25 protein-coding genes are annotated in these 23,729 nt (G+C 66.5%); 18 read left to right on the top strand and 7 right to left on the bottom strand.

Annotated elements, in window-relative coordinates; genetic code table 11:
- Positions 1 to 25 precede the first annotated feature (25 nt).
- The 6 genes from NA12_RS28020 to der are packed head-to-tail and all read left to right on the top strand — an operon-like array spanning position 26 to position 5,942.
- Entirely contained in the window at positions 26 to 859 is an 834-nt protein-coding gene (locus tag NA12_RS28020; RefSeq protein WP_243655161.1) for a ParA family protein, read from the top strand.
- Entirely contained in the window at positions 859 to 1,740 is an 882-nt protein-coding gene (locus NA12_RS28015; protein WP_371856025.1) for a segregation and condensation protein A, read from the top strand. Before NA12_RS28020 ends, NA12_RS28015 begins: the two co-directional genes overlap by 1 nt.
- A complete protein-coding gene (gene scpB, locus NA12_RS28010) occupies positions 1,737 to 2,393 on the top strand; it encodes an SMC-Scp complex subunit ScpB (RefSeq protein WP_067457909.1) in 657 nt (218 codons plus the stop codon). Before NA12_RS28015 ends, scpB begins: the two co-directional genes overlap by 4 nt.
- 8 nt (positions 2,394 to 2,401) lie before the next feature.
- The gene (locus NA12_RS33310) at positions 2,402 to 3,787 is read left to right on the top strand and encodes a pseudouridine synthase (protein ID WP_084473156.1); all 1,386 of its coding nucleotides are present in this window, start codon (positions 2,402 to 2,404) and stop codon (positions 3,785 to 3,787) included.
- Between the two features lie 38 nt (positions 3,788 to 3,825).
- On the top strand, positions 3,826 to 4,530 hold the full coding sequence (cmk, locus tag NA12_RS28000; RefSeq protein ID WP_067458001.1) for a (d)CMP kinase: 705 nt from the start codon (positions 3,826 to 3,828) through the stop codon (positions 4,528 to 4,530).
- Positions 4,527 to 5,942, top strand: a complete 1,416-nt coding sequence (gene der / locus NA12_RS27995) for a ribosome biogenesis GTPase Der (protein WP_067457906.1) — start codon at positions 4,527 to 4,529, stop codon at positions 5,940 to 5,942. The genes cmk and der overlap by 4 nt, the downstream gene beginning before the upstream one ends.
- A gap of 54 nt (positions 5,943 to 5,996) precedes the next feature.
- Here the strand turns inward: der and NA12_RS27990 are convergent, their stop codons facing one another.
- Positions 5,997 to 6,593 carry a TetR/AcrR family transcriptional regulator gene (locus NA12_RS27990; RefSeq protein WP_067457999.1) on the bottom strand — a complete coding sequence of 199 codons (597 nt, stop codon included), beginning with the start codon at positions 6,591 to 6,593 and terminating at the stop codon, positions 5,997 to 5,999.
- A 91-nt stretch (positions 6,594 to 6,684) separates the two neighbouring features.
- Here NA12_RS27990 and NA12_RS27985 point away from each other — a divergent pair, with 91 nt between their 5' ends.
- Positions 6,685 to 7,572 carry an alpha/beta fold hydrolase gene (locus NA12_RS27985; protein WP_067457903.1) on the top strand — a complete coding sequence of 296 codons (888 nt, stop codon included), beginning with the start codon at positions 6,685 to 6,687 and terminating at the stop codon, positions 7,570 to 7,572.
- Positions 7,573 to 7,753: 181 nt separating this feature from the next.
- Entirely contained in the window at positions 7,754 to 8,029 is a 276-nt protein-coding gene (locus tag NA12_RS27980; protein ID WP_067457900.1) for a YggT family protein, read from the top strand.
- Between the two features lie 268 nt (positions 8,030 to 8,297).
- Here the strand turns inward: NA12_RS27980 and NA12_RS27975 are convergent, their stop codons facing one another.
- The 3 genes from NA12_RS27975 to NA12_RS27965 form a co-directional block, all read right to left on the bottom strand.
- Positions 8,298 to 8,783 carry a pyridoxamine 5'-phosphate oxidase family protein gene (locus NA12_RS27975; RefSeq protein ID WP_243655153.1) on the bottom strand — a complete coding sequence of 162 codons (486 nt, stop codon included), beginning with the start codon at positions 8,781 to 8,783 and terminating at the stop codon, positions 8,298 to 8,300.
- A 221-nt stretch (positions 8,784 to 9,004) separates the two neighbouring features.
- Positions 9,005 to 9,235 carry a bacteriocin immunity protein gene (locus NA12_RS27970; protein ID WP_067457893.1) on the bottom strand — a complete coding sequence of 77 codons (231 nt, stop codon included), beginning with the start codon at positions 9,233 to 9,235 and terminating at the stop codon, positions 9,005 to 9,007.
- Between the two features lie 490 nt (positions 9,236 to 9,725).
- Complete coding sequence (locus NA12_RS27965; RefSeq protein ID WP_067457891.1) at positions 9,726 to 10,382, bottom strand: TetR/AcrR family transcriptional regulator; 657 nt, start codon at positions 10,380 to 10,382, stop codon at positions 9,726 to 9,728.
- Between the two features lie 98 nt (positions 10,383 to 10,480).
- Here NA12_RS27965 and NA12_RS27960 point away from each other — a divergent pair, with 98 nt between their 5' ends.
- From NA12_RS27960 to NA12_RS27935, 6 genes are all read left to right on the top strand, one after another.
- On the top strand, positions 10,481 to 11,815 hold the full coding sequence (locus NA12_RS27960; protein WP_067457887.1) for an alpha/beta hydrolase family protein: 1,335 nt from the start codon (positions 10,481 to 10,483) through the stop codon (positions 11,813 to 11,815).
- Positions 11,812 to 12,777, top strand: a complete 966-nt coding sequence (locus tag NA12_RS27955) for a fumarylacetoacetate hydrolase family protein (protein WP_067457884.1) — start codon at positions 11,812 to 11,814, stop codon at positions 12,775 to 12,777. Before NA12_RS27960 ends, NA12_RS27955 begins: the two co-directional genes overlap by 4 nt.
- A 7-nt stretch (positions 12,778 to 12,784) precedes the next feature.
- Entirely contained in the window at positions 12,785 to 13,528 is a 744-nt protein-coding gene (locus NA12_RS27950) for an MBL fold metallo-hydrolase (RefSeq protein WP_067457881.1), read from the top strand.
- Positions 13,529 to 14,641, top strand: coding sequence for an MCE family protein (locus tag NA12_RS27945; RefSeq protein ID WP_084473155.1), 1,113 nt, complete (start codon positions 13,529 to 13,531; stop codon positions 14,639 to 14,641).
- A 258-nt stretch (positions 14,642 to 14,899) separates the two neighbouring features.
- Positions 14,900 to 16,156 carry an aspartate kinase gene (locus NA12_RS27940; protein ID WP_067457879.1) on the top strand — a complete coding sequence of 419 codons (1,257 nt, stop codon included), beginning with the start codon at positions 14,900 to 14,902 and terminating at the stop codon, positions 16,154 to 16,156.
- Positions 16,157 to 16,226: 70 nt separating this feature from the next.
- Positions 16,227 to 17,072 carry an alpha/beta fold hydrolase gene (locus NA12_RS27935; RefSeq protein ID WP_207905683.1) on the top strand — a complete coding sequence of 282 codons (846 nt, stop codon included), beginning with the start codon at positions 16,227 to 16,229 and terminating at the stop codon, positions 17,070 to 17,072.
- A 4-nt stretch (positions 17,073 to 17,076) separates the two neighbouring features.
- On the opposite strand, the gene NA12_RS27930 is transcribed toward NA12_RS27935, so the two are convergent.
- Complete coding sequence (locus NA12_RS27930; RefSeq protein WP_067457991.1) at positions 17,077 to 17,799, bottom strand: GNAT family N-acetyltransferase; 723 nt, start codon at positions 17,797 to 17,799, stop codon at positions 17,077 to 17,079.
- 753 nt (positions 17,800 to 18,552) lie between these two features.
- Between NA12_RS27930 and NA12_RS27925 the strand changes: the two genes are divergently transcribed.
- The gene (locus tag NA12_RS27925; protein WP_067457876.1) at positions 18,553 to 18,843 is read left to right on the top strand and encodes a hypothetical protein; all 291 of its coding nucleotides are present in this window, start codon (positions 18,553 to 18,555) and stop codon (positions 18,841 to 18,843) included.
- Positions 18,844 to 18,883: 40 nt separating this feature from the next.
- On the opposite strand, the gene NA12_RS27920 is transcribed toward NA12_RS27925, so the two are convergent.
- Positions 18,884 to 19,768, bottom strand: a complete 885-nt coding sequence (locus NA12_RS27920) for a TetR-type transcription factor C-terminal domain-containing protein (RefSeq protein ID WP_067457873.1) — start codon at positions 19,766 to 19,768, stop codon at positions 18,884 to 18,886.
- Positions 19,769 to 19,899: 131 nt separating this feature from the next.
- Here NA12_RS27920 and NA12_RS27915 point away from each other — a divergent pair, with 131 nt between their 5' ends.
- Together NA12_RS27915 and NA12_RS27910 are read left to right on the top strand one after the other, a co-directional pair.
- On the top strand, positions 19,900 to 21,108 hold the full coding sequence (locus tag NA12_RS27915; protein WP_067457988.1) for an acyl-CoA dehydrogenase family protein: 1,209 nt from the start codon (positions 19,900 to 19,902) through the stop codon (positions 21,106 to 21,108).
- Between the two features lie 11 nt (positions 21,109 to 21,119).
- On the top strand, positions 21,120 to 22,124 hold the full coding sequence (locus tag NA12_RS27910; RefSeq protein ID WP_174551141.1) for a phosphotransferase family protein: 1,005 nt from the start codon (positions 21,120 to 21,122) through the stop codon (positions 22,122 to 22,124).
- A 14-nt stretch (positions 22,125 to 22,138) separates the two neighbouring features.
- Here the strand turns inward: NA12_RS27910 and NA12_RS27905 are convergent, their stop codons facing one another.
- The gene (locus NA12_RS27905; protein ID WP_067457867.1) at positions 22,139 to 22,786 is read right to left on the bottom strand and encodes a TetR/AcrR family transcriptional regulator; all 648 of its coding nucleotides are present in this window, start codon (positions 22,784 to 22,786) and stop codon (positions 22,139 to 22,141) included.
- A 102-nt stretch (positions 22,787 to 22,888) separates the two neighbouring features.
- Between NA12_RS27905 and NA12_RS27900 the strand changes: the two genes are divergently transcribed.
- Positions 22,889 to 23,725: an SDR family NAD(P)-dependent oxidoreductase gene (locus NA12_RS27900; RefSeq protein ID WP_067457863.1), complete on the top strand. Its 837-nt coding sequence runs from the start codon at positions 22,889 to 22,891 to the stop codon at positions 23,723 to 23,725.
- Positions 23,726 to 23,729 lie beyond the last annotated feature (4 nt).

The raw sequence follows: 23,729 nt of genomic DNA, 5'->3' as shown, positions 1-23,729 counted from the left end.
GGAAGAGGTCGCCGAGGCCGTCGAGATGGGCCCGACAGGCCGCCCGCTGCGACTGGTACCCGACCCACCGCAGATCCAGCGACATGGCGACGCACTGGTTGTCGCCATGTGCAACCAGAAGGGCGGGGTCGGGAAAACCACCTCGACCATCAATCTCGGTGCGGCACTGGCCGAGTACGGTCGCCGGGTGCTGCTCGTGGATCTCGACCCGCAGGGCGCGCTCTCGGCCGGGCTCGGCGTGGCACACCACGATCTCGAACTCACCGTGCACGACCTGCTGATCGGCGGCAAGGCCAGGGTCGACGACGTGCTGCAGACCACCAAGGTCGACGGTATGGACCTGCTACCCAGCAACATCGACCTCTCCGCCGCCGAGATCCAGCTGGTGAACGAGGTCGGCCGCGAACAGTCGCTCGGCCGAGCCCTGCACGATGTGCGCGACCGGTACGACTACATCCTCATCGACTGCCAGCCCTCGCTCGGTCTGCTCACGGTCAACGCGCTGGCCTGCTCGGACGGCGTGATCATTCCGATGGAATGCGAATACTTCTCGCTGCGCGGGCTCGCCTTGCTCAACGACACCGTCGAGAAGGTGCGCGACCGTCTCAACCCGCGGCTGAGCCTGTATGGGATCGTGGTCACCATGTTCGATGCGCGCCTGCTGCATTCGCGTCAGGTGATGTCGCGGGTGGTCGAAGTGTTCGGTGACCTGGTCTACGACACCGCCATCTCGCGCACCGTGCGCTTCCCCGACGCCAGTGTCGCCGGAGAGCCGATCACCACCTGGTCGCCGAAATCGGGCGGCGCCGAGTCGTATCGAGCGATGGCCCGTGAGGTCATCCACCGGTCTGGCCGTTGATCGGAGCTACACCTGCGGTGCAAGCAGTACCCGAAGACGCGGTGCCGGCGGCGGACAAATCCGGTTTTCATCTGCGGCTCACCAATTTCGAGGGGCCGTTCGATCTGCTGCTGACGTTGATCAGCTCGCGCAAACTCGATGTCACCGAAGTCGCGCTGCACCAGGTCACCGACGAATTCATTGCCTATACCAAGGCATTGACCGCCGAGCTGGCCGAGAACACCAAGCTGCGCGCGGACAAGATTCTCGATCAGACCACCGAATTCCTCGTTGTCGCCGCCACGTTGCTCGATCTCAAGGCTGCTCGGCTATTGCCCTCCGGCGAGATGACCGATGCCGACGATCTCGAACTGCTCGACGCGCGCGACCTGCTGTTCGCGCGACTGCTGCAATATCGCGCGTTCAAGCAGGTAGCCGAGCTGCTCGCCGAGTTGGAAGCCGCAGCGTTGCGTCGGTATCCGCGCTCGGTGGCGCTGGAGGAACAGTTCGAAGGGCTGCTGCCGGAGGTCACCCTCGGGGTGGATATCGCCGCGTTCGCCGAGATCGCGGCGGCGGCCTTCCGGCCACGGCCGGTCGCCGAGGTCGGACTCGGGCATCTACACATGCACACCATCTCGGTGGCCGAGCAGGCGGAGCTGGTGTTGGCCAGATTGAAGGAACGCGGTTCGGGCGGCTGGACGACCTTCGCCGAGTTGGTGGTCGACTGCACAGTCCCGGTGGAAATCGTGGCGCGGTTCCTGGCGTTGCTGGAGCTGTATCGCGGCAAGACCATCGTCTTCGACCAACCCGATCCGCTCGGGCCGTTGGCGGTGAGCTGGCTCGGCGAGCTCGAGCCCGACGCCGAAGCAGCGGCCCTGACGTTCGAGGAGGATTACGGATGAGCGAGACAGTGGTGGAATTCACCTCCGAGCCACTCGACGACCTCGAACTGCGGTCGGCACTGGAGGCGATGCTGCTCGTCGTGGACGCCCCGGCACCGACAGAACAGCTGGCAGCGGCCTTGGACGACACCAGCGAGCGGGTGGAAACCGTGCTGCGCGCGATGTCGGCGGAACTGACCGCGCGGGGCAGTGGCATCGACCTGCGTTTCGTCGGTGACGGGTGGCGCTTCTATACTCGACAGGAGTACGCGCCCTATGTCGAGCGGGTACTGCTCGACGGGGCCCGGACGAAACTGACCCGGGCCGCCTTGGAAACCTTGGCGGTAGTGGCCTATCGCCAGCCGGTGACCCGCATGCGGGTCAGCGCGGTCCGAGGGGTGAACGTCGACGGAGTGATGCGCACGCTGTTGGCCAGAGGCTTGATCGCGGAAGCGGGTCAGGACCCCGAAACCAACGGCACGCTGTACCGCACCACCGAGTTGTTCCTCGAACGGATCGGGCTCGCCTCTCTCGGCGACCTGCCACTGCTGGCGCCGCTGCTTCCCGGCGTCGATCTGATCGACGAGATCAGCGAGAGTCTGGAAACCGATCCCCGGTTCACCAGGCTGAAAAAACCCGCCGAGTCCGATATGGATCTCGGCACCGACGATTGACAGGACAGATGAATAATTCCGCTCGCCGAGATGGCACACCGGATCGAAGAAATCGCAGCGACCAGCCCCGAAGTGGCGCGAATCGAACCTCGGGCAACCGTGGTGAGGGTGCGCGCACCGGGCAGGGAGCGGCTCCAGGCCGCCGCGGCACCGGCGCCGGTGGCTTCCAGCGCGGCAATCAGACAGCGGCCCGCTCCGCCGGTAGCTACCAGCGTGACGCCGAGTCCGGCGGCCGCCGTGGCGGCACCACAGGTGGTTACCAGCGTGACGACCGTCGTGGCGCGTCCGCTGGCGGTTACCAGCGCGATGATCGACGCAGCGCCCCGTCCGGTGGCGACCGTCGTGGCCCCTCTGCCGGTGGTTACCAGCGTGACGACCGTCGTGGCGGCCCCGCAGGCGCAGGCCAGCGCGATGACCGCCGCGGTACCGGCGCCTCGAGCGGTGGCGGGTACCCGCGTGGTGACGCCGACCGCGGACAGCGTGGTGGCACGGCTGGTCAGCGCAGCGGCGCTTCGGCCGGAACCCAGGCCTTCGCGGCACGCAAGAAGGCCGCGAAGCCGCAGAAGAAGGTCGTCGCCCCGACGATCCTGAACAACGCCAAGCCCGCGCGTCACCAGCACTCCGATGTCACAGAGGGCCCGAAGAAGCTCCCGTGGGGCGAAGGCGAGCGCCTGCAGAAGGTCCTCGCCAAGGCGGGCGTGGCCTCGCGTCGCGCCGCCGAGGAGATGATCGCCGCCGGTCGCGTCGAGGTCGACGGCAAGATCGTGCGTGAGCAGGGTCTGCGTATCGACGCCGAGAACGCGGTCGTGCGCGTCGACGGCACCCGGGTCGTCGTCCGCGACGAACTGGTGCACCTGGTACTGAACAAGCCGAGAGGCTGGCAGTCCACGATGTCCGACGATCTGGGGCGCCCCTGCGTCGGCGATATCATCGCCGAGCGGATCGCCGCTGGTCAGCGACTTTTCCATGTCGGCCGTCTGGATGCCGACACCGAGGGCCTGCTGCTGGTCACCAACGACGGCGAGATGGCGCATCGACTGATGCACCCCTCGTACGAGGTTCCCAAGACCTACTTGGCCACCGTCGACGGCGAAGTGAACTACCGCCTGGTCGGTAAGCGCCTGCGCGACGGCGTCGAGCTGGAGGACGGGCCGGCCAAGGTCGACAAGTTCACGGTGCTCGAGGCCTACCAGGGCCGGTCGCTGGTGAAGCTCGTGCTGCACGAGGGCCGCAAGCACATTGTGCGTAGGCTGCTCGACGAGGTCGGCCACCCGGTGATCCGGCTGGTGCGCACCCACCTCGGCCCGGTCGCGCTGGGTGACCAGCGTCCCGGCACCCTGCGGGTGCTCGGCCGCGACGAGATCGGCAAACTCTACGAGGCGGTGCAGCTGTGAACGGTGTGGACTTTCCCCTGGAATTCGCCGGCGACCGGATGACCGGTGACGCGACGCTCGTCGTCGCGATGGATGGCCCCTCCGGCACCGGCAAGTCCAGTGTGTCGCGTCGGCTCGCGGCGCGCCTCGGCGCCCGCTACCTCGACACCGGCGCCATGTACCGGGTCGCGACGCTGCGCGTGCTGCGTGCGGGCGTCGAGCTGACCGACGCGGCCGCCATCGCGGAAACCGTTGCGGCACTGCCGCTGTCGATCGGCACCGATCCCAGCCATGAGGTCATCGAACTCGACGGCGAGGACGTCTCGGGCGAGATCCGCGGTGACGCCGTCACCAAGGCGGTGTCCGCGGTTTCGGCCGTGGCGCAGGTGCGTGAGCAGCTCGTCGACCTGCAGCGTGAGATCACGGCGATGGCCGGACGCATCGTGGTCGAAGGCCGCGATATCGGCACCGTCGTGCTCACCGGCGCCGACGCCAAGATCTATCTCACCGCCTCCGCGGAGGCACGCGCGCAGCGGCGCAACGACCAGAACATCCGCGAGGGCCGCGGCGACGATTACGCGGCCGTGCTGGCCGACGTGCAGCGCCGCGACACCCTCGACTCCACCCGCACAGTGTCGCCGTTGCGCCCCGCCGCCGACGCGGTGCTCGTCGACACCAGCGACCTGACGATGGCTCAGACCATCGAGGAGCTGTATCGCGTGGTGGCCCAGCAACTTTCGGCCACGACAGGAGGTCCGCGATGATCGAGGAGATTCTCGTAGGCGACGGAACCTGGACCGACGAGTCCGAATGGGATGTCCTCGACATCGACGGGGACGGCGAAGGCGAACAGCATGTCGCCATGCCGACGCTGGCCGTGGTCGGCCGCCCCAATGTGGGCAAGTCGACCCTGGTCAACCGTATTCTCGGCCGGCGTGAAGCGGTGGTCGAAGACGTTCCCGGCGTCACCCGCGACCGCATTTCGTACGAGGCCAACTGGGCCGGGCGCCGCTTCATGGTGCAGGACACCGGCGGTTGGGAACCCGACGCCAAGGGCCTGCAGCAGCACGTCGCGCGCCAGGCCGAGGTGGCGATGGAAACCGCCGACGCGATCCTGCTCGTCGTCGACGCCACCGTCGGCGCCACCACGACCGACGAGGCCGCGGTGCGCAAACTGCGCCGGTCCAAGATCCCGGTGATCCTGGTGGCCAACAAGGTCGACGACCAGAAGGTCGAACTCGAGGCGGCCTCGCTGTGGTCGCTCGGTCTCGGCGAGCCGCGCATGGTCTCGGCCGCGCACGGTCGAGGCACCGGCGACCTGCTCGACGACGTCCTCGGCGCGTTGCCCGAGACTCCGCGCGAAGGCACCGGCGTCGCGGGACCGCGTCGCGTGGCGCTGGTCGGCAAGCCGAACGTCGGCAAGTCCAGCCTGCTCAACAAACTGGCCGGCGACGAGCGTTCGGTGGTCCACGATGTCGCGGGCACCACCGTCGACCCGGTCGACTCGCTGGTCGAACTCGGCGGCAAGACCTGGAAGTTCGTCGACACCGCCGGGCTGCGCCGCAAGGTCTCCAATGCCACCGGCACCGAGTTCTACGCATCGCTGCGCACGAAGTCGGCGCTGGAAGCCTCCGAGGTCGCGATCATGCTGATCGACGCCTCGGTGCCGATCACCGAGCAGGACCTGCGCGTGATCAGCCTGGTCGCCGACTCCGGTCGCGCGCTGGTGCTGGCGTTCAACAAGTGGGACCTGGTCGACGAGGATCGCCGCTACATGCTCGAGCGTGAGATCGATCGCGATCTGGTGCGGGTGCCGTGGGCTCAGCGGGTCAACATCTCCGCCCACACCGGCCGCGCCGTGGCGAAGCTGGTGCCGCAGATGGAAACCGCGCTCGAGTCCTGGGACAAGCGCATCTCCACCGGCCGTCTCAACACCTGGCTCAAGGAAGTCATCGCGGCCACCCCGCCGCCGATGCGCGGCGGTCGTCAGCCCCGCGTCATGTTCGCCACCCAGGCGGGCACCCGCCCGCCGACATTCGTGCTGTTCACCACCGGGTTCCTCGAGGCCGGCTACCGCCGCTTCATCGAGCGCCGCCTGCGTGAGGAGTTCGGCTTCGACGGTTCGCCGGTGCGCGTCTCGGTGCGTGTGCGGGAGAAGAAGGAACGCAAGAAGTAATTCGGAGTGTCCGACGAATGAGCCCCGGCGACTGTTGCCGGGGCTCTTCGCATTTCAGGCGTCGAGCACCCGGTCGAGCAGGTGATCGACCAATTGTGTTGCGCGCGTGGCATAGTCGTCGTTGGTGAGCATTCCCTGCGTCAGCCCGGCGACTGCGAGCAGGATGACCTCGGCGTCGGCGATGAGCGTTCGCTCGTCGGCGCCGGGACCACGCAGCTGCCGGAGTTGTCCCGCGACAGCGTCGACGATGTAGTTCGGGGCGCCCGCGGTATCGGCGGATTCCACGTCGGGACCGGTGAGCGTCGCGGCGTGGAAGATGCCGAGAACGACGGCGTCGTGCCGACTGGCCTCGTCGAGGGGCAGGATCGAGATGAGGATCGTGCGGACGATATCTCGCGGACCGGCTTGTGGCCCGAGACCGGCGAATCCCCGGGCCATCCTGGCGCCGGAATCCTCGACGACAGCACGGTGCGTGGCGAGCAGGAACTCCCGTTTGGTGCCGAAGTAGTACTGCACCGACCGCACCGAGACCCCGGCTTCGGCGGCGACGGATTGGAAGGTCGCGGCGTCGAGTCCGCCCCGGGCGATGACCCGTCGCACAGCACCGGTGATCGATCTGCGCCGTTCTTCGTGATCGGCCAAACGCGGCATCCGCGCCTCCTTCTGTCCCGGCAGATTTTCATGGTACGCCCATACCATCTTTGTGGTACGTTTATATCACCAACGAGGAACAGGGGTGGTCATGGCCAAGATCGGGCGATTCAAGAACGACAAGGCGCGCGAGGAGTACCTGCGGACCTATCGAGAACTGGAGAAGCAGTGGCGGATCCCGTCGACCACGCGCGATGTCGACACATCCTTCGGATCCACTCGCGTGCGCAAAGCTGGTGCGGGAGCGGGGGTGCCGATCGTGCTGATGCACTCGCTCGGCGGCAACAGCCTGTCCTGGGACCACGTGATCGAGGACTTCGCTCGTGACCGCGTCGTCTACATGCCCGAGATGATCGGCACACCCGGCCTGAGTGTGCAGACCGCGCCGATCGACGAAACGGGCTTCGGCACCTGGTTCGGCGAGGTCCTCGACGGTCTCGGCGTAGACCGGGTCCATCTGGTCGGCTATTCGCAAGGCGCGTGGCAGGTGATGGTCATCGCCACCACCCAGCAGGCTCGGCTGGTGAGCGTGAATGTCGTGGAGCCGAGCGGCATTCTGACGAAGATCAAATGGAGCCTGCTGTGGATGATGCTGCGCGTGGGCGCCCGGCCCACGGATAAGAACCTCCGCACGATGAATGCACGGCTCAACCCTGGCGTTACGCTGACCGACGCGGAATTCGCCGGTGTGAAGGCGGCTCTCGGGTATATCCCCACGATCGGCTACCCGAAGATGTTCACCGATGAGCGCCTGGCCACGATCACCACACCGACTCTGATGCTGATCGGGTCGGACTCGCTGGTGGTCGATCCGCAGCCCGCCGCACAGCGCCTGCGCGACAACGTGCCCACCTGCGAAGTCGAGATCGTTCCCAAGGCCGGACACGGACTCTTCCATCAGTTCCCGAAACTGGTCACCGCGCGCATTCTCGACTTCACCCGCCGCTACGAGTCGACCGAGGCCCGCCGCGGCGAGTAGGCGCCGCCGCCACGACTCGCGACGGCCGTCCGCGCGCCACGCCGCGTGCCCGATCACGTTCCATGATCACCACCGCAGGCCTGATAATCGGCTGAGAACACTCGGGTGGTGGACACCTTGGCACTGTCGGGCACGTTGAGAGCGATAAGAGGTCGCCTATGGCCTCCGCGAGGAGTGCGTCATGAGTCTTGTCGGAACCCTGGTCGGCTACGCGTTGACCATCTTTCTGGTGCTGTTGATCGCCCGGATGGTGGTGGACTGGATCGACGCGCTGGGCAACGGCCCCGAGTGGGCCCGCAAAGCCAGGCAGGTGACCCACGCCGCGACCGAACCGGTCATCGCCCCGGTACGCAAAGTACTCAAGCCGATCCGGATCGGCGATTTCTCCCTGGACCTGGCCTTCACCGCGGTGTTCATCGCCGTCCTGATATTGCGAGCGATCGCTTTCAGCCTGTAGCCGAGGTGGTGTCGGCGACGAAATCCTCGCTCGTCGAGGACAGCTCGCCGACCATCTCGGTGGGAGTGGGTCATCGAGTTCAGCATCCGCGCCGAGGCCGCCACGATCTGATCGATCGAGTGGCTATGGTGGCCCTGTTCGAGCCGGATGTAGTAATCGGCGCTCACCCCAGCGAGCGGGCCGACTCTGCACTCCCAAGGTCCTGAGCAGGTTGCGCAGAAGCGGCAGAGGAGGGCATACAACCCGTGGGCTGTTTCTGACGGCTGCGTCAAACCTCGGGATCGTGGAAGGGCACAGAATCAGTTTGGGGAAGATGCGCCATCATCATGGGATAGCGCACAAGTCGCGAGCTGGTGAAGGTGATGTCACGGACGTGGCTGAAGTTCGACCACAGTAGCCGACCACCCCTGAGGAATCGCATCGGGCGTACCCGCCGCCGTACTTGCGCGAGTTCCAAATCTGTTGCCGGACGGAGAGTTCCCGCTGTTCCGTAGAGCCGCACGCCGGGGGCCGCAGCGAACCGGCCGACCAGCAAAGATCGGAACCAGAACAACGTGCCACGATCGACTGCCATCAGGCAGACGCGAGGGTTCGTATCGAGATTGCGCGCGAGCGCGGATGTGTACTGGTCGAAGTAGAACGCGGTGCGATCTTCGCGGAGGAAGACCGTGCCGACCGGTGTGATGTTCGGAACGCCATCGCTGTCTACCGATGCGATCGCGAAATGCCCAGTCGCTTTGCGACCCCGGTCCAAGATGTCACGGATCTCGCGCCACTGCTCGTATAGATCAGTCACAGTACAGTCGCTCCGGAACTGATCTCACACTCGGCACGACGACAGTCTTTCCCCCACCGCATCATGCTCTGGACGCTAACAGCCCTGATCTACTGCTGCCACAGAACCGCACTGAATTCGGCAGATACGGACGTTCGTGACCGCGCGCCCAGCAGCATGACACTGCGTTGGGTCGTCAGCTATTCCGGTCCGCCCAGCACGATCGGCCGGTAGGCCAGTGCCTTGTCCACGATCTGTTCAGGAGTCAGCGGAGGATCAGAGAAGTCCCAGAAGATATGGTCGGAGATGTTCGGGTCCGCCACTGAATCTTGTAGCCGAGTAAGCCATTCATTCAGCTGCTCTTCGCTACCTTCGGCGCTTGCGATGCGTGCGACTAGTTCGATGAGTTGCTCGCGCTCGAGCTTGGCCATCCCGACTCCTGTCTCGGTGTGTGTAGCGGACATCTCACCCCGGTGAGCAGGGCCGACTCTGCACTCCCAGGGTCCTGGGCAGCTTGCGCGATCAGCGGCAGAAGAGGATGTTCGGGGTTGTGTGGAGGGACGTCCTGAGTGTCACATCCAAGGTGTGGACGACCAGCCGGTTCGGGTCACGGCCATTACCGAAGGCAACCTGGCTTCTCGATTAGGGTCCCGTCGAACCTCCGCGCGAGTGAGCCGCTGTTGAGAGCGCCTCGCATACGGCCGGAAAGCTCGTCGTGTGCAGGCTGCTGCCGCGGCGATTCAGACCGGGCCGATTCCATACCGCGTCCCAGGCATGCTCGGTGACGAAGCGCTGAAGATCAGCCGATTCGCTGCCCGAGGTGAGGGGCAAGAGCATGGGCAACGTACCCCTCGCCCATGACTTCTTCGCGAGTACGCAGGCCGTTGGTATAGGCAGAGGGCTGCAGGGGTTCGGGATCGGTCATTCGCTACCTGTTCGTCGCGGGAAATCGGAGGAGTCATGGGCTGTAGCTCGTTCGGGCGGATCGGACTGCAACGCGCGGATCACCCGGATGACGTGCTGGTCGACGAATCGTTGGTCCATCGGTTCGCGGGTGAGGAAGTGGCGGAAGTGTATTGGCGCGATGAGGGTTTCGATGACGGTTCGGGTGTCGGTGCCGGCGGGTAGTTCGCCGCGTTCGACCGCCCGGGCGACCATTGCCCGGTTGGCGTCGTAGCGGGTTTCCCAGAAGGTGTTTCGTGCTTGGGCGATGTGTTCGGAGTCGCTGATGAATGCCAGGGCGCGCGCAAGACCTGCACCCAGAGGGGTATCGAGGTAGTTGATGAGCGCGGTGGCGAAGACGGAGAGATCTCCGCACAACGACCCGGTATCCGGTAGCGGCAGGGTGCGCTCGCTCGCACTGAGCATCACATCGAGCACCAGGTTCTCCCGCGTTCCCCAACGCCGGTAGATGGAGCTGTCGCGGACACCGGCGCGGCGGCTGATATCGGGGATGCCGACCTTGTGCACGCCGTGTTCCTCGACAGCTTCGAGCACGGCGCTATGCACGGCTTCGCGGACCTTCGCCGCCCGTCCTCCAGGTCGGCGCAGCGGCTCGACGTTCGCGGCTTCGGGCATAGTTCAATACTAAAGCAGAGATTCTTGCTTTTGGCTATCGCTTGTGCCTACGCTCACAAAAGCAGAAACATCTGCGATTTTTGACGAGAGGCGCAACGATGACATCAGTGCGGGAGATCGGCAAACGAGTTCTCATCAGCGCTCGCGCGATGACTCACACCACCGAGCGTGCGGCCCGGCAGGTCGGCGTAGCGGGATTCCTGCCCCGGTTGTTCGCCGAGCGGTTCACCCACCTCGGCGGGATCGGCACCGAGGAATTTCAGCGTCAGCTGCAGGGTTGCCGGTCCTTCGACGACACCCGCTGGACCGGGTACTGGCAAGACTTCGCCCGCCAACACCTCGCGCGGGCCGACGCAGCGTTGCTGCGCCTCGGCGGGCCGTCGACCGACCAACTGCTCGACCCCGCCGCGTCGTCGGAGCTGCGTGCTCTGGGCGAGTTGCTCACACCCGCGGTGACGATCCTGGCCGACCGAGGACCGGTGGCCGATCCCGAGGCAGTCGACCGATTCTGCGCGGCTCATCCCGACGCCGCCGATGCCGCGATCGCGATCGACGGGCTGATCAAGGCATTGGTGTACGAGTTCATCGCTGCCTGGCCAGGATTCAGCCCGGCCAGGCTCGCTGCCTACGAGCGCTCCCACCGGCTGTGCGAAGTGCTGCTGGGCTCGCTCGACACCGCGATGGGTGTGCGTATCGAAGTGGTGCGAATTCCGGTCGGCGCGCAGACTGTCCGCGGATTGCTGATGCTCCCAGCCGGTGTGGAGTCGGTACCGGCGATCCTGGTCACCAACGGGCTGGAAGGCACCATCGCCGAAGCGCTACTGCCGCTGCTGTCGCGACGCGACGCCGGTATGGGCGTATTCGTGATGGAAATGCCCGGCACCTACTCCTATACCGAACCGCTGAGCATCGACGCCGAGACCATCTACTCGACCGTTATCGATCACCTGTGCGCTGACCCGCGACTGGATGCGCAACGGATCGGCATGCTGGGCTTCAGTTTCGGAGCGTACTGGTCGACGCGGATGGCCGCCGTCGACCCGAGGCTGACGGTAGCGGTATCCAACGGTCCGCTCGCCGACCGCAGTTTCGGGCTGCTCAACTCGATCGGCATGCCCGAGATCATGGTCTCCGCGCTGGTTTCGACCCTCGGTGCTCGAGGCCCCGCCGACTTGTCGAGGAAATTGACGACATTCTCACTAGCCCAGCACTATCGCCAGATCGACATCCCGCTGTTGGTGATCAACGGCGCACGCGACACCCTTGCCTCCACTCAGGACTCGATCGACATCGCCGTCGCCGCACCGGACGCGCAATTGGTGCTTTATGCCGACGACGACCACTGTGCCATGGGCCACGCCGAGGAGTGGACGGCACTGTCGACGAAATTCCTTCGCGATCACCTACGCGTAGGCGTCGAGGTCGCCGCATGACCCACCCACACGATCGGGCCACCGCTGCGTTCCCTCGGATGCGGCGCATCCTCGATCGCAACGCACACCGTATCGATACCCAGATCGACACCGGCACGGGATGGCGCATCGACATCGAATCCGATGGTAGCCAGGGGTTCCCGAGGATCGAGCCCGCCTTCACCCTCGATTTCGAGATAGCGCGCTACGACGCCCTCGGGCTGGGCGACGAGGCCCTCGTCCTGCCGGTGTGTCCGGCCTCGTTCCGCGATTTCATGATCTTCGAAAGGCACGCCGTCGACGCCGCGCGCGGTCTGGCCCGCCGGTTCTTGCCTGTGGGCTCCCGCGTCGCCACCGCTTACGAGACACTGACCCGGCGCGTCTTTCCGCCGTTCCGGCCGCATGCGCTGTGGTATCGGCAGCCGATCTACTACATGTCCAACGCCTTGACCATCGTCCCCTCCGGGGTGCCGGTTGCTGCCCCGAACTACACGCGGGCATTGGATTTCGAACTCGAACTCGGCGTCGTACTCGGCGCTCCGCTGCGCGACGCCACCGTCGAACAGGCGGCCGCCGCGATCGCCGCAGTGGTGGTGATCAACGACTTCTCCGCCCGCGACGTCCAACTGGCCGAAATGCGTTCGGGGTTCGGCCCGCAACGATCCAAACATTTCCTCACCTCGATGTCGGCGACCGCGGCCGCCGGGCCCGCGCTCATCGATCGGCTCGACCGGTTGACCGCCACGGTCACGATCAACGGAGAGACTGTGGCACGCACCGGAACACACAATGCCCGGTACTCGATGGCCCAAGCCATCGCGCACGTGTCCTGCGGCGAACAGCTCTATCCCGGCGAACTGCTGTCGACCGGCACCTTGCCCGGTGGAAGTGGGATGGAACTGGGCCGCTGGCTCGCCCCCGGCGACCATCTGCGTCTGGAAATCGACGGCATCGGGATCATCGAACACGACATCCAGAAGTAGGTCCGAGATGAAAATCGATCAGGTTTCCGACTCCGTCCATGTCGTAGCCGGCACCAACGTCAACTGGGCACTGATCAGCGACGGTTCCGGGATAACCGTGATAGACGCCGGATACCCCGCTGACGCCGCCGACGTGCTCGGCTCTATCCGCCAGATCGGCGGTCGGCTTGCCGATGTTCGGGCCGTGCTGATCACCCATGCCCATCTCGACCACATCGGCGCGATCCCGGCGCTCATCGAGCAGGTCGGCATGCCGGTCTACACCGGCACCGAGGAAGTGCGCCACGCCAAACGCGAATACCTGCAACAGATCACGCCGACCGGAATGCTCAAACAACTCACCACCGAACGCGGCCGCCGCTGGGTCGCACACACCCTGCGCGCGGTCCACGGCCACATCGGCACAGCCATCCCCCAGGTTGAGGCGGTCGAGCCCGCCATCCTGGCGGCACTGCCCGGCGGACTCGTCGCGATACCTACCCCCGGGCACACCAGCGGCCACACTGCGTACCTGCATCCCACCGAAGGCGTGCTGTTCTCCGGAGACGCACTTGTCACCGGGCATCCGCTGCTGCCTCACGTCGGCCCCCAGTTGCTACCGGCGGTGTTCAATCACGACGAAGCGCTCACCTTCGACACCGCTACGAATCTCGCAAGGGTGCACGCCCACACCCTGGTTCCAGGACATGGAGTGCCGAGCAGTTTCGACGGACCATCCATCGCCGCAGCCTTGGCCGCGACCACCGAATAGATGGAACCGATGAGGCACCTGCGCAGCACCGTGTACAGATCTTTCCGCCCTCTGGCCCTGGCAGCAGCGTCCATCGCGATCGTCAGTTGCTCCATGCCCGGACAGGAGAGCGACACGCTCGACCGCTCGACCGAGATCACCGCGGACTTCGAGAACATCGCGGGTATGTACGAAGGCAACGAGGTCATGGTCCTGGGCCTGGCTGTGGGCACGGTCGACAAGATCGTGCCCAAGGGCACCTACGTCGAGGTCCACATGACCATCGACGCCGACGTCAAGATCCCGAAAGACGCGATCGCCGCGATCATTTCGCCCTCGATCGTCACCGACCGCCACATCGAGATCACCCCGCCCTACACCGGCGGCGACGCCATGGAGTCCGGCCGACATCTGACCAAGGCCAACACCAGGACCCCGATCGAACTGGACACGATGATCAAAACCATCGACCAGTTCGCCGCCGCACTCGAGCCCGAACCCGGCCAGGAAGGCCTCGGCCCGCTCTCGGGCCGGGTGTCTTACCCGGTGGTCAACGGCAACGGCCAGAAGATCCGCGAAACCCTCGACGCGCTGTCATCGGTGCTCGAGGTCGGTGTCGACAACAAGGACGCCATCGCCGTCATCATCATCAAGCTCAACGAGCTCATGACGATGCTGGCCGACAACGACCAGTCGGTACGCGATTTCAGCAACCGGATGACCGCGACGTCGGAGTTGCTGGCTGAGCAGGGCCCCGGCCTGCAGGCCACCCTCGATCAGCTCAACGCGTTCCTGGCCAACACCTCAACAACGTTCGGTGAGCACGCGGACACCCTGTCGGAGTCGCTGACGGGACTGACCACCGTCACCAACCAGCTGCGCGCCAACTCCGGTGCGATGGTCGAGATCATCGACATCCTGCCGCTACTGATGCAGAACGTCGACGGCGCGATGAACAAGGAGGACGGCTTCGTCCGCATACACGCCCTGATCGGCACCGTCCTTTCCGGCGAGATCGTCAGCGTGTTCTGTGAGCGGATCCAGATGAAGTCCGATGGCTGCCGCTCCGGAAATATGCAGGACTTCGGCCCCGACTACGGGCTCACCGCCGCACTGCTCGGACTGACGAAATGACCGAACGAAGAATCTACCGTTCTCGACGGGGACCGACTCGGTCAGCGTGGCATCCGGCGTTGTGGCGCCGAGGCACGGCAAAGGATTGCGGCAGAGCAACTCTCGTTGCGGGACTGTCCGTCCCCGCCGCTACTCCTCCGCTCGAGTCTGCGGCGGCCAGTTTCGTTGCCGAATTGGTACGGTCGTGCCTGGAATCCCTGGATACTCGAAGGGGTCACCCGCGGATCGCGTGCGGGAGAGCAGGGGAGAGGACTCGGGATGGCCCTGGTTGTGCAGAAATTCGGCGGTTCGTCGGTCGCCACCGCGGAGCGGATTCGGCGGGTCGCCGAGCGGATCGTGGAGACGAAGAAGCAGGGGCACGATGTCGTGGTGGTCTGCTCGGCGATGGGCGACACCACCGATGAGCTCCTCGAATTGGCGGGGCAGATCGCCCCGGCGCCGGAACCGCGCGAGCTGGATATGCTGCTCACCGCGGGGGAGCGTATCTCGAATGCCTTGGTAGCCATGGCGATTCATGCGCTCGGCGCGGAGGCTAGATCGCTGACCGGCTCCCAAGCCGGCGTGATCACCACTGGCGCGCACGGCCGCGCCAAGATCATCGAGGTCGATCCGGGCCGGGTGCGCCGCGCGCTCGACGACGGCGAGGTGGTGCTGGTCGCCGGGTTTCAGGGCGTGAGCCAGGACAACGACGATGTGACCACGCTCGGGCGTGGTGGTTCCGACACCACTGCCGTCGCGTTGGCCGCGGCACTGCGTGCCGACGTCTGCGAGATCTACACCGATGTCGACGGGGTCTTCACCGCCGACCCGCGCATCGTGGCCGACGCCCAGAAACTCGACCAGATCTCCTACGAGGAGATGCTGGAAATGGCGGCCTGTGGTTCGAAGGTGCTCATGCTGCGGTGCGTCGAATACGCGCGCCGCTACCAGGTTCCGGTGCATGTGCGCTCGTCCTACACCGACACGATCGGTACGACCGTCTTCGGCTCGATGGCCGACATCCCCGCCGACCAGGCGGTGCTCACCGGTGTCGCGCACGACCGCGACGAGGCCAAGGTGACCGTCGTCGGTCTGCCCGACGAGCCGGGCTACGCGGCGAAAGTGTTCCGCGCGGTCGCCGACGCTGAGATCGGCATCGACATGGTCGTGCAGAACACCGGTACCGGCCGCACCGATATCACCTTCACCCTGCCCGCCGCCGACGGCGCGCGTGCGGTCGAGTTGTTGCGTGAGCGCCGTGCCGAGATCGGCTTCGCCGATGTCCGCTACGACGACCGCGTGGGCAAGGTCTCGTTGATCGGCGCGGGGATGCGCAACAATCCGGGGGTCACCGCGAGCTTCTGTGAGGCGCTGGCGGCGGCGAATATCAATCTCGACCTGATCGCCACTTCGGAGATCCGCATCTCGGTGCTGGTCCGCGACACCGACCTCGACGAAGCCGTGCGTATCCTGCATCGGGCCTTCGATCTCGGTGGCACGGAAGTCGCCGTCGTGCACGGTGGCACAGGGCGATGAGCGGTGTTGACGCCGCGCGCGAGCCCGGAGTAATTTACCGGTAAGTAAGTTACCGGATCGGAGGGGTTCGTTGACCACGCAGTTGACCACCTTCACCCGGGCGGGACTGGAGTTCGACGTCGTCGACTCCGGTCCGTCCGACGGGCCCGTCATCGTTGCGCTGCACGGCTTTCCGCAAACCGCCACCTCGCTACAGCCGCTCACCGCGTTGCTCAACGCCCGCGGCTACCGCACCGTCACCCCGAATCAGCGCGGCTACTCACCGGGCGCCCGACCGGCCGGTCGCCTGGCCTATCGGGTGCCCGAACTCGTCGACGACGTAGTCGCGCTGATCGCTGATATCGACCGCGGCCCGGTACATCTGGTCGGGCACGACTGGGGCGCGATGGTCGCCTGGTCGCTGGCCGCGGCCCGCCCCGAGCTGGTGCGCACACTGGTGACGGTGTCGGTGCCGCACCCCGGCGCCCTGGCGCGGTCGATGGTCAGCAGCGATCAGCTCCTTCGCTCGTACTACATGGCCTTGTTCCAGCTTCCCGTGTTGCCCGAACGCGTACTTCGCGCCCGACCCGCGCGGCTCGACGCAGCGCTGGCGAAGACTGGCATGAGCGCCGAAGCCATCGCCCGGGTACACAGCGAGATCGTCGACTCCGGCGCGCTCACCAGCGCGCTGAACTGGTATCGCGCGCTGGCGTTCACCACCCGGCGGACGGTGACAAAGCGGGTCACGGTTCCGGTGACACATGTGTGGAGCACCGGTGATACCGCCCTGAATCGGCGGGGCGCCGAATTGACCGGCGATTACGTCACCGGCGATTACCGGCTGGCCGTGCTCGACGGCTCGCACTGGCTCCCCGAGGAGCGCCCGGACGAACTCGCCACACTGATCGCCGACCGCGTCGAATCGCTGCCGGGCTGAGTCCTCAACCGATCGGCGAGGAGGCCAACGGCCGCAGCGCCGCCACGGTCGCCGGAATCAACGGCGCTCGTCGCAAGGCTGCGCGAGCGGCCAGTTGCTCGATGATCCGCCCGCGCACCCCCGGCCATTCGTCGCGCAGGATCGAATAGAACGCGGTATCGCGCACCGCGCCGTCGAGCCCACGCGAATGTGCCCGGCGCACACCGTCACTCACCGCGCCGAGGCGCTCGATCGCCGCCCGGGAACGCAGGTTGCGGGCGTCGGCGCGCAGGGTCACCCGGCGCACGCCCCAGCTGTCGAAGGCGTGGGTGAGCAACAGCAATTTGGCGTCGAGATTCACCTGACCGCCCCGGACCGCGGGGGTGAGCCAGGTGTTGCCGATCTCGACGGCGTCGGGGATGGCCCCGCCCGGCAACGAGGTGACCGGTTCGGCGGACAACGGCCAGTTCAGCGGGCCCTGCCAGTAGTCGAGCCGGGTGAATCTGGTCGCCCCGACCACGCATTCGTCGGCGATGGTGACGATCGCGAAGGCCAGTGCTGTGCCTGCCAGTTGCGCCGCCTCGGCCTGGAAGACATAGGTGCGCGCCTCCTGTTCGCCGTGCGGGACGACCGTGAAACCGGCCGGTCCGTCGAGCGCGGCGGACGCCGCGCTCAGCCCGGGGACGTGGTGAGGTGCGAGCGGTTCCAGCCGTGCGATGCGGCCGTGGAGGATAACGGGTGCGGGCATGGTGACCGGCGTCCCTTCGTCTGAGAGGGTCGCCGACAGCGCGAGGGCGTGGATCTCACGCGGCACGCGATTTCGGCGAAGCGACACGAACGATCCAGCAGCATCGAAAAACTAGCTCAAGATAGCCGACGCGGCGCGTTCCCCCGGTTCGAACGCCGCGGATGTCGCGGGCCGGAAATTTCGGGTCGCGACGCGGTGATTCGGGGCGTGGACGATGGTGGGAGAACGTCCGCGTCACGGCACGGTTTCCGCGCGGCGTCGGCGCCGAAGCGGTGCGGAGCGTGGCCGTCCAGGGCGTCGTGGGGGTTCGTCGAGCGGATTCCGTCTCGGTGCCGTGTCGGTGGCTCAGGCAGGTACCAACTGGATCGCGGTACGTGCCATGGCCTGTTCTCCCACGTCAGGGCCATAACGGTTCGATAAATGACACGTATGTCGAATTCTTGGTCGAATGTCCAGTTAAGCGGAGGTTTCGCCAGTTCCGGCCGTGGTTCTTCCCGTGATCTCAGGCGTGTTATGAATCCGTGTCGTACATGTGTTCTATGTGATGCAGATCACATCGCCTGTCTCCCCACTGCCCTTCCTGGCAAGCTCTTAGTAGCTGAACGTTAACCGTTCGTGATCATCGACCGGGTCGATACGGATCCGGAGTCACGAATGGCCCGCATGTCCGCCGGTGCGACGGCCATCGGTAGATCCGGTATGGATCGTTGATAGGCCGTTTCGGGGCGGCCGTCCGGAAGGGGAGTGATCGCTATGAGCAGCATCTACTTCGAATCAAACGGCAAACAATCAGTTACTGGTCGTGGTCGACGCGCCACCGCGGCCCCGGTTACCGAATCGGACATCGCACCGCTGGCGACGCCAGGTCTGATCCTGGGTCTGATTCTGCTCGGCCTCGGTGTGACCGCGCTGCTGCGCCTCGGTGACTGGGCGGGCAACTACGGGTCCGTTCTGGTCGTGCTCGCGTACGTCCTGTACATGGCCGCGGCCCTGCGGCTCGTGCTCTGGGGTGCGACGACTGTCTGGTCACTGCACAGGCGATAGTCGTGCGGCGGCCCTACCGGCGACGCGGAGAGTCGAAGAGTTACGCCAAGCCGAGTAGTCCGAGGGCGAAATCCGCGTAGGTGGTGGCTATCTGTTCGGGGGAAGACGGTCCGTCGAGCCGGAACCATTGGGGCAGTGCGGTACACATCGTCGCGATCGCGCGCCCCGCGTCGCGCGCGTGGGCGGTCGAGCGGTTCGACTCGGTGAGCGCGGTGTCGATATCGGCGTCGAGAATGTATTGGATCTCGTTGCGGGAGCGCGTGATTCGATCGCGATCGGTCGGGTTCAGGCTGCGCATCTCGCTGGCGCCGATGAAGGCGAGTTCGCGGTGGTGTGTGTGGAACAGGGCGAGCGCTTCGACGACGCGGGTCACTCGCTCGCGGCCGTTCGCGCCGTCCAGGCGTGCCGCGCGGATCCGCCGGTGCAATTCGTCCATGGTCAGGTCCAGTGCGCGGACCAGCAGGTCCTGTTTGTCGCGGTAGTGGTGGTAGACGCCGGGCACGCTCATGCCCGCCCGCGCCGCGATCGAGCGCATCGTGGCGCCGTGATAGCCGGTTTCGACGAAGGAGTCGATGGCTGCGGCGAGTACGGGATCGATATCGAGCGGCGGGAACTCGCGCCAGGCATCTGGTGCGTCGGCGCCGGGTGCGGGGCTCTTGGTGGGGAGTGAAGCGGTCGCGCGGAGTTCGCTGGAGGCGGTGGTGCGCTGGTCGCCGATCAGCCAGGCCACTGTCGTGCCCAGTTCGGCGGCGAGGGATCGCAGGCGCGCGACCGAGGCGCCGGTCTTGCCCGTCTCGATGGCGCTGAGCGTGGCGGCGCTGACGCCGATCCGCTGCGCGGTCGTCCGCAGCGACATTCCGGCCGCGGTCCTCGCCTGGCGTACCCGTGCCCCCATCGCGCGCTGTTCGGCTACCGTCGATTCCATGTTGTTCAGAATAGCTGAACAAACTTGGTGGATCGACCAGGGCTGTTGACAGCATGAATCCGCGCGTGCCACTGTCGTAACAGTCAATGTGCCGAACGATCGTTCGGCAACCGAGCCGAGGAGTGCGATCCGTGCCGATCGACCTGTCCTATCCGTCCGAGGTGCAGAGCCTGGCCGACCGCACCCGCGCCTTCGTCCGCGAACATGTGCTCGCGGTCGAGGACGCGCACGATGGTGACATCGCCGCTGCCGGCGGTGAGAAGCTGCGCATCGAGCTTCAGCAGGCCGCCCGTGATGCCGGTGTCTTCGCCCCGCACGCGCCGCTGGAATACGGTGGCCACGGTCTCGACATGTCGAACCGCGCGCCGGTGTTCGAGGAAGCGGGCTACTCGCTGTTCGGTCCGACCGCCCTCAATATCGCCGCCCCCGACGAGGGCAATGTGCACATGCTCGCCCACATCGCCGACCCGGAGCAGAAGCAGCAGTTTCTCGCCCCGCTCGCTCGCGGCGAGGTGCGCTCGGCCTTCGCCATGACCGAACCGGCCCCTGGTGCGGGGTCGGACCCCTCCGCGCTGAGTACCCGCGCGGTCCGCGCCGACGGTGGTTGGCGGATCAACGGACGTAAATGGTTCATCACCGGTGCCGACGGCGCGGGTTTCTTCATCATCATGGCCCGCACCTCCGGCGAGCCGGGCGAACGCGGCGGCGCCACGATGTTCCTGGCACCCGCCGACAGCCCGGGCATTCGCGTCGGTCGCCATCTCGACACTCTCGACAAGTCGATGATCGGCGGTCACTGCGAGGTCTTCTTCGACGACCTGCTCGTTCCGGAGTCGGCGATCCTCGGTGAGGTCGACCGCGGTTTCGAATACGCCCAGGTGCGGCTGGGCCCGGCCCGCATGACGCATGTGATGCGGTGGCTCGGCGCCGCCCGTCGCGGCCATGACGTCGCGGTCGCACACGTGGCGGATCGCGCGGGCTTCGGTTCGCGCCTCGGCGACCTCGGCATGGTTCAGAAGATGATCGCCGACAACGAGATCGACATCGCGGCCACCCGCGCACTGCTGACCCGTGCCTGCTGGGAACTCGACCAGGGCGAGCCCGCCGCGAACGCCACCTCCATCGCGAAAACCTATGCCGCCGAGGCGATCTTCCGCATCGTCGACCGGAGTATGCAGATGTGCGGTGGTCTCGGTGTCTCCGCCGATCTGCCGCTGGCGCGACTCTCGCGCGAGGTGCGCCCCTTCCGGATCTACGACGGCCCCTCCGAGGTGCATCGCTGGGCCATCGCCAAGCGTGCGGTGGGCGCCGCCAAGCGTGCGAAGCGAGACTCCGAATGACATTGCCCGGCATGGATATCGCCGCACTCGAACAGTTCCTGCGCGCCAACGGCGTCGAGGTGCGGGGCGAGCTGCGTGTCGAACTGATCAGTGGCGGCCGGTCGAATCTGACCTTCGCCGCCGCCGATGACGTCTCGCGCTGGGTGGTGCGCCGGCCGCCGGTTGCCGGGCTCACTCCGTCCGCGCACGATATGGCCCGCGAGTACACCGTCACCAGCGCGCTGCAGGGATCGGCTGTGCCCGTGGCGAAAACGATCGCCTTCGACGCGACCGGATCCGCGCTCGGCGCGCCGATGACTGTCGTCGAATTCGTCGAAGGGACGGTGTTCCGGGACCAGGACGAGCTGGCGGCGCTCACCGATGAGCAGGTGAATTCGAGTGCGCGCGAACTGGTCCGCGTCCTCGCGGACCTGCATGCGGTGGAGCCGGTCGCCGTCGGGCTCGGATCATTCGGCAGGCCGGCCGGTTTCGTGACCCGGCAGGTCGATCTCTGGGCCTCCCAGTGGGAGCGGGTCAAAACCCGCGAGCTCGCGGATGTGGCGGCCCTGCACGCCGCGCTGTCCGCCGCGATTCCGCCGGAGGCCTCGGCCTCGATCGTGCACGGCGACTTCCGGATCGACAACACGATCCTCGACAGCGCCGACCCGGAAAGGGTTCGTGCCGTGGTCGATTGGGAGCTGTCGACCCTCGGTGACCCGCTCACCGACGTCGCCCTGATGTGCGTCTACCGGTCGCCGAGTTTCGACATGATCCTCGGGGCCCGTGCCGCGTGGACCAGCCCGCGCCTGCCGAGCGCCGATACCCTCGCGCAGGCCTACGCCACCGCATCCGGGCGTGAGCTCGACAACTGGGGCTTCTACCTCGCGCTGGCCAACTTCAAACTCGGCGTCATCGGCGAGGGCATCACCCACCGCGCCCGCCAGGGTTCCGACTCCGGTTCGGCCGCCGATCGGGCCGCCGAGGCCACGCCGGAATTCATGGCGGCCGGCTTGCGCGCGCTGAAAGGTTCGGTGTAGTCCGGGGGAGCGGGCTATCCGATGATCTCCGGGGGTAGGAACGTCGCGCCGAGTTGCATCGCGATCGCGGTGCTGTGCTCGGCGATCCGCTCGGGTTCCACATCGAGCACACCGGTACGCCACGCGGACAGCAGCTCGATGAAACCGCCGATGCCTGCCAGTGTGCTCATGCGCATGGCGGTTTCGTCGATGCCGGGACGCAGATAGGGCCAGGCGAGGGCGATGAGTCCGTCGGTCGCGTCGGTGAGCATGGTCTTGCGTCGCTGTTCGAGTACGGCGCTGCCCGCGTGATCGGCCAGCAGAATCCTGGCCCGCCCGCGCAGATCGGTCTGTAACTCGACCGCCCGGGCGATGGTCGCGCGGGTGATCTCGAGTGGGGTGCGGTCGGCTTGCTCGACGACAACGCTCGCCAGCTCGGCGAACACCTCGGTGCACACCTCATCCCAGACCGCGGCGAGCAGCTCGTCGCGGTCGGCGAAGTGCTCGTAGAAGTAGCGGTCGTTGAGTGAGGCACGCTGGCAGACCCCGCGCATGGTCACCGCGGCCCAGCCGTGGTCGAGCCAGATATCGAGGGCGGCGTCGACCAGGTCGGTCCGCCGCCGCGCCCTGCGCTCCTCGGCGGTCCGACCGCCCCAGGTCCGTGCCGGTGCGCGCACATCCATGGTTGACAAAGTACTCCTTCGCGCGCCTAATTGGTGTCAGGTGCGGCCAATGGTGGCAGATGCCACCAGTTTGAGTCTCGCCGGGTCGATCCGGGAGTTGCCATGCGATTGTTCCCCTTCGGCGGACACCGCCGAACCACTGCGGCCGACGCCGTGGTGACCGGCGCGGGTAGCGGAATCGGACGTGCGTTCGCTGTCGAGTTGGGTCGTCGGGGCGGGCGCGTGGTGTGCTCCGATATCGACCCCGACCGTGCGGCCGAGACCACCCAACTGGTCGAGGCGGCGGGCGGTGCGGCGCTCGGCACCCGCTGCGATGTCACCGTGATCGACGAGGTGCGACAACTGGCGGCCACCGCGCGGGACTGGTTCGGCGGCTCGCCGACTGTAGTCGTCAACAACGCGGGTATCGGCGCGGGCGGCCCGGTGGTCGGTGAGTTCGCCATGGATGACTGGCATCGCACGCTCGGGGTGAATCTCTGGGGCGTCATCCACGGCTGCCATGTCTTCGCGCCGATCCTGCGCGCGGCCGGGCGCGGGTCGCTGGTGAACGTCGCCTCGGCGGCCGCGTTCGGCGCGGCGCCGCGGATGGCCGCCTACAACGTCAGTAAAGCGGGGGTGTTGGCGCTGTCGGAGACGATGTCGGCCGAACTGGCCGGCACCGGCGTCGGCGTGACGGTGCTGTGCCCGACCGGCGTGAAAACCAATATCATGGCCGCGGATTCGCCGATGGACGACACCGCCGAGCACCTCGGCGGGCTGCTGCTGCGCTGGACCGGCCGTTCGCCCGCTGCCATCGCCCGCACCACGCTGGACGCGGTGGACCGGGGCGACCTGTATGTGGTCCCGCAGCTGGAGGCCAAAGTGCTGTGGCAGGCCAAACGCTGGCTGCCCGCGACCTACACCCGTTCGGCGGGCCTGCTGGAGCGGGTCGTGCGCTGATCCA

Origin of the sequence: Nocardia alba NBRC 108234, assembly GCF_001612665.1 — a bacterium.
Lineage (GTDB): Bacteria > Actinomycetota > Actinomycetes > Mycobacteriales > Mycobacteriaceae > Nocardia > Nocardia alba.
The sequence above is the reverse complement of the archived record's forward strand: the minus strand, read 5'-3'. Positions and strand labels throughout refer to the sequence as shown.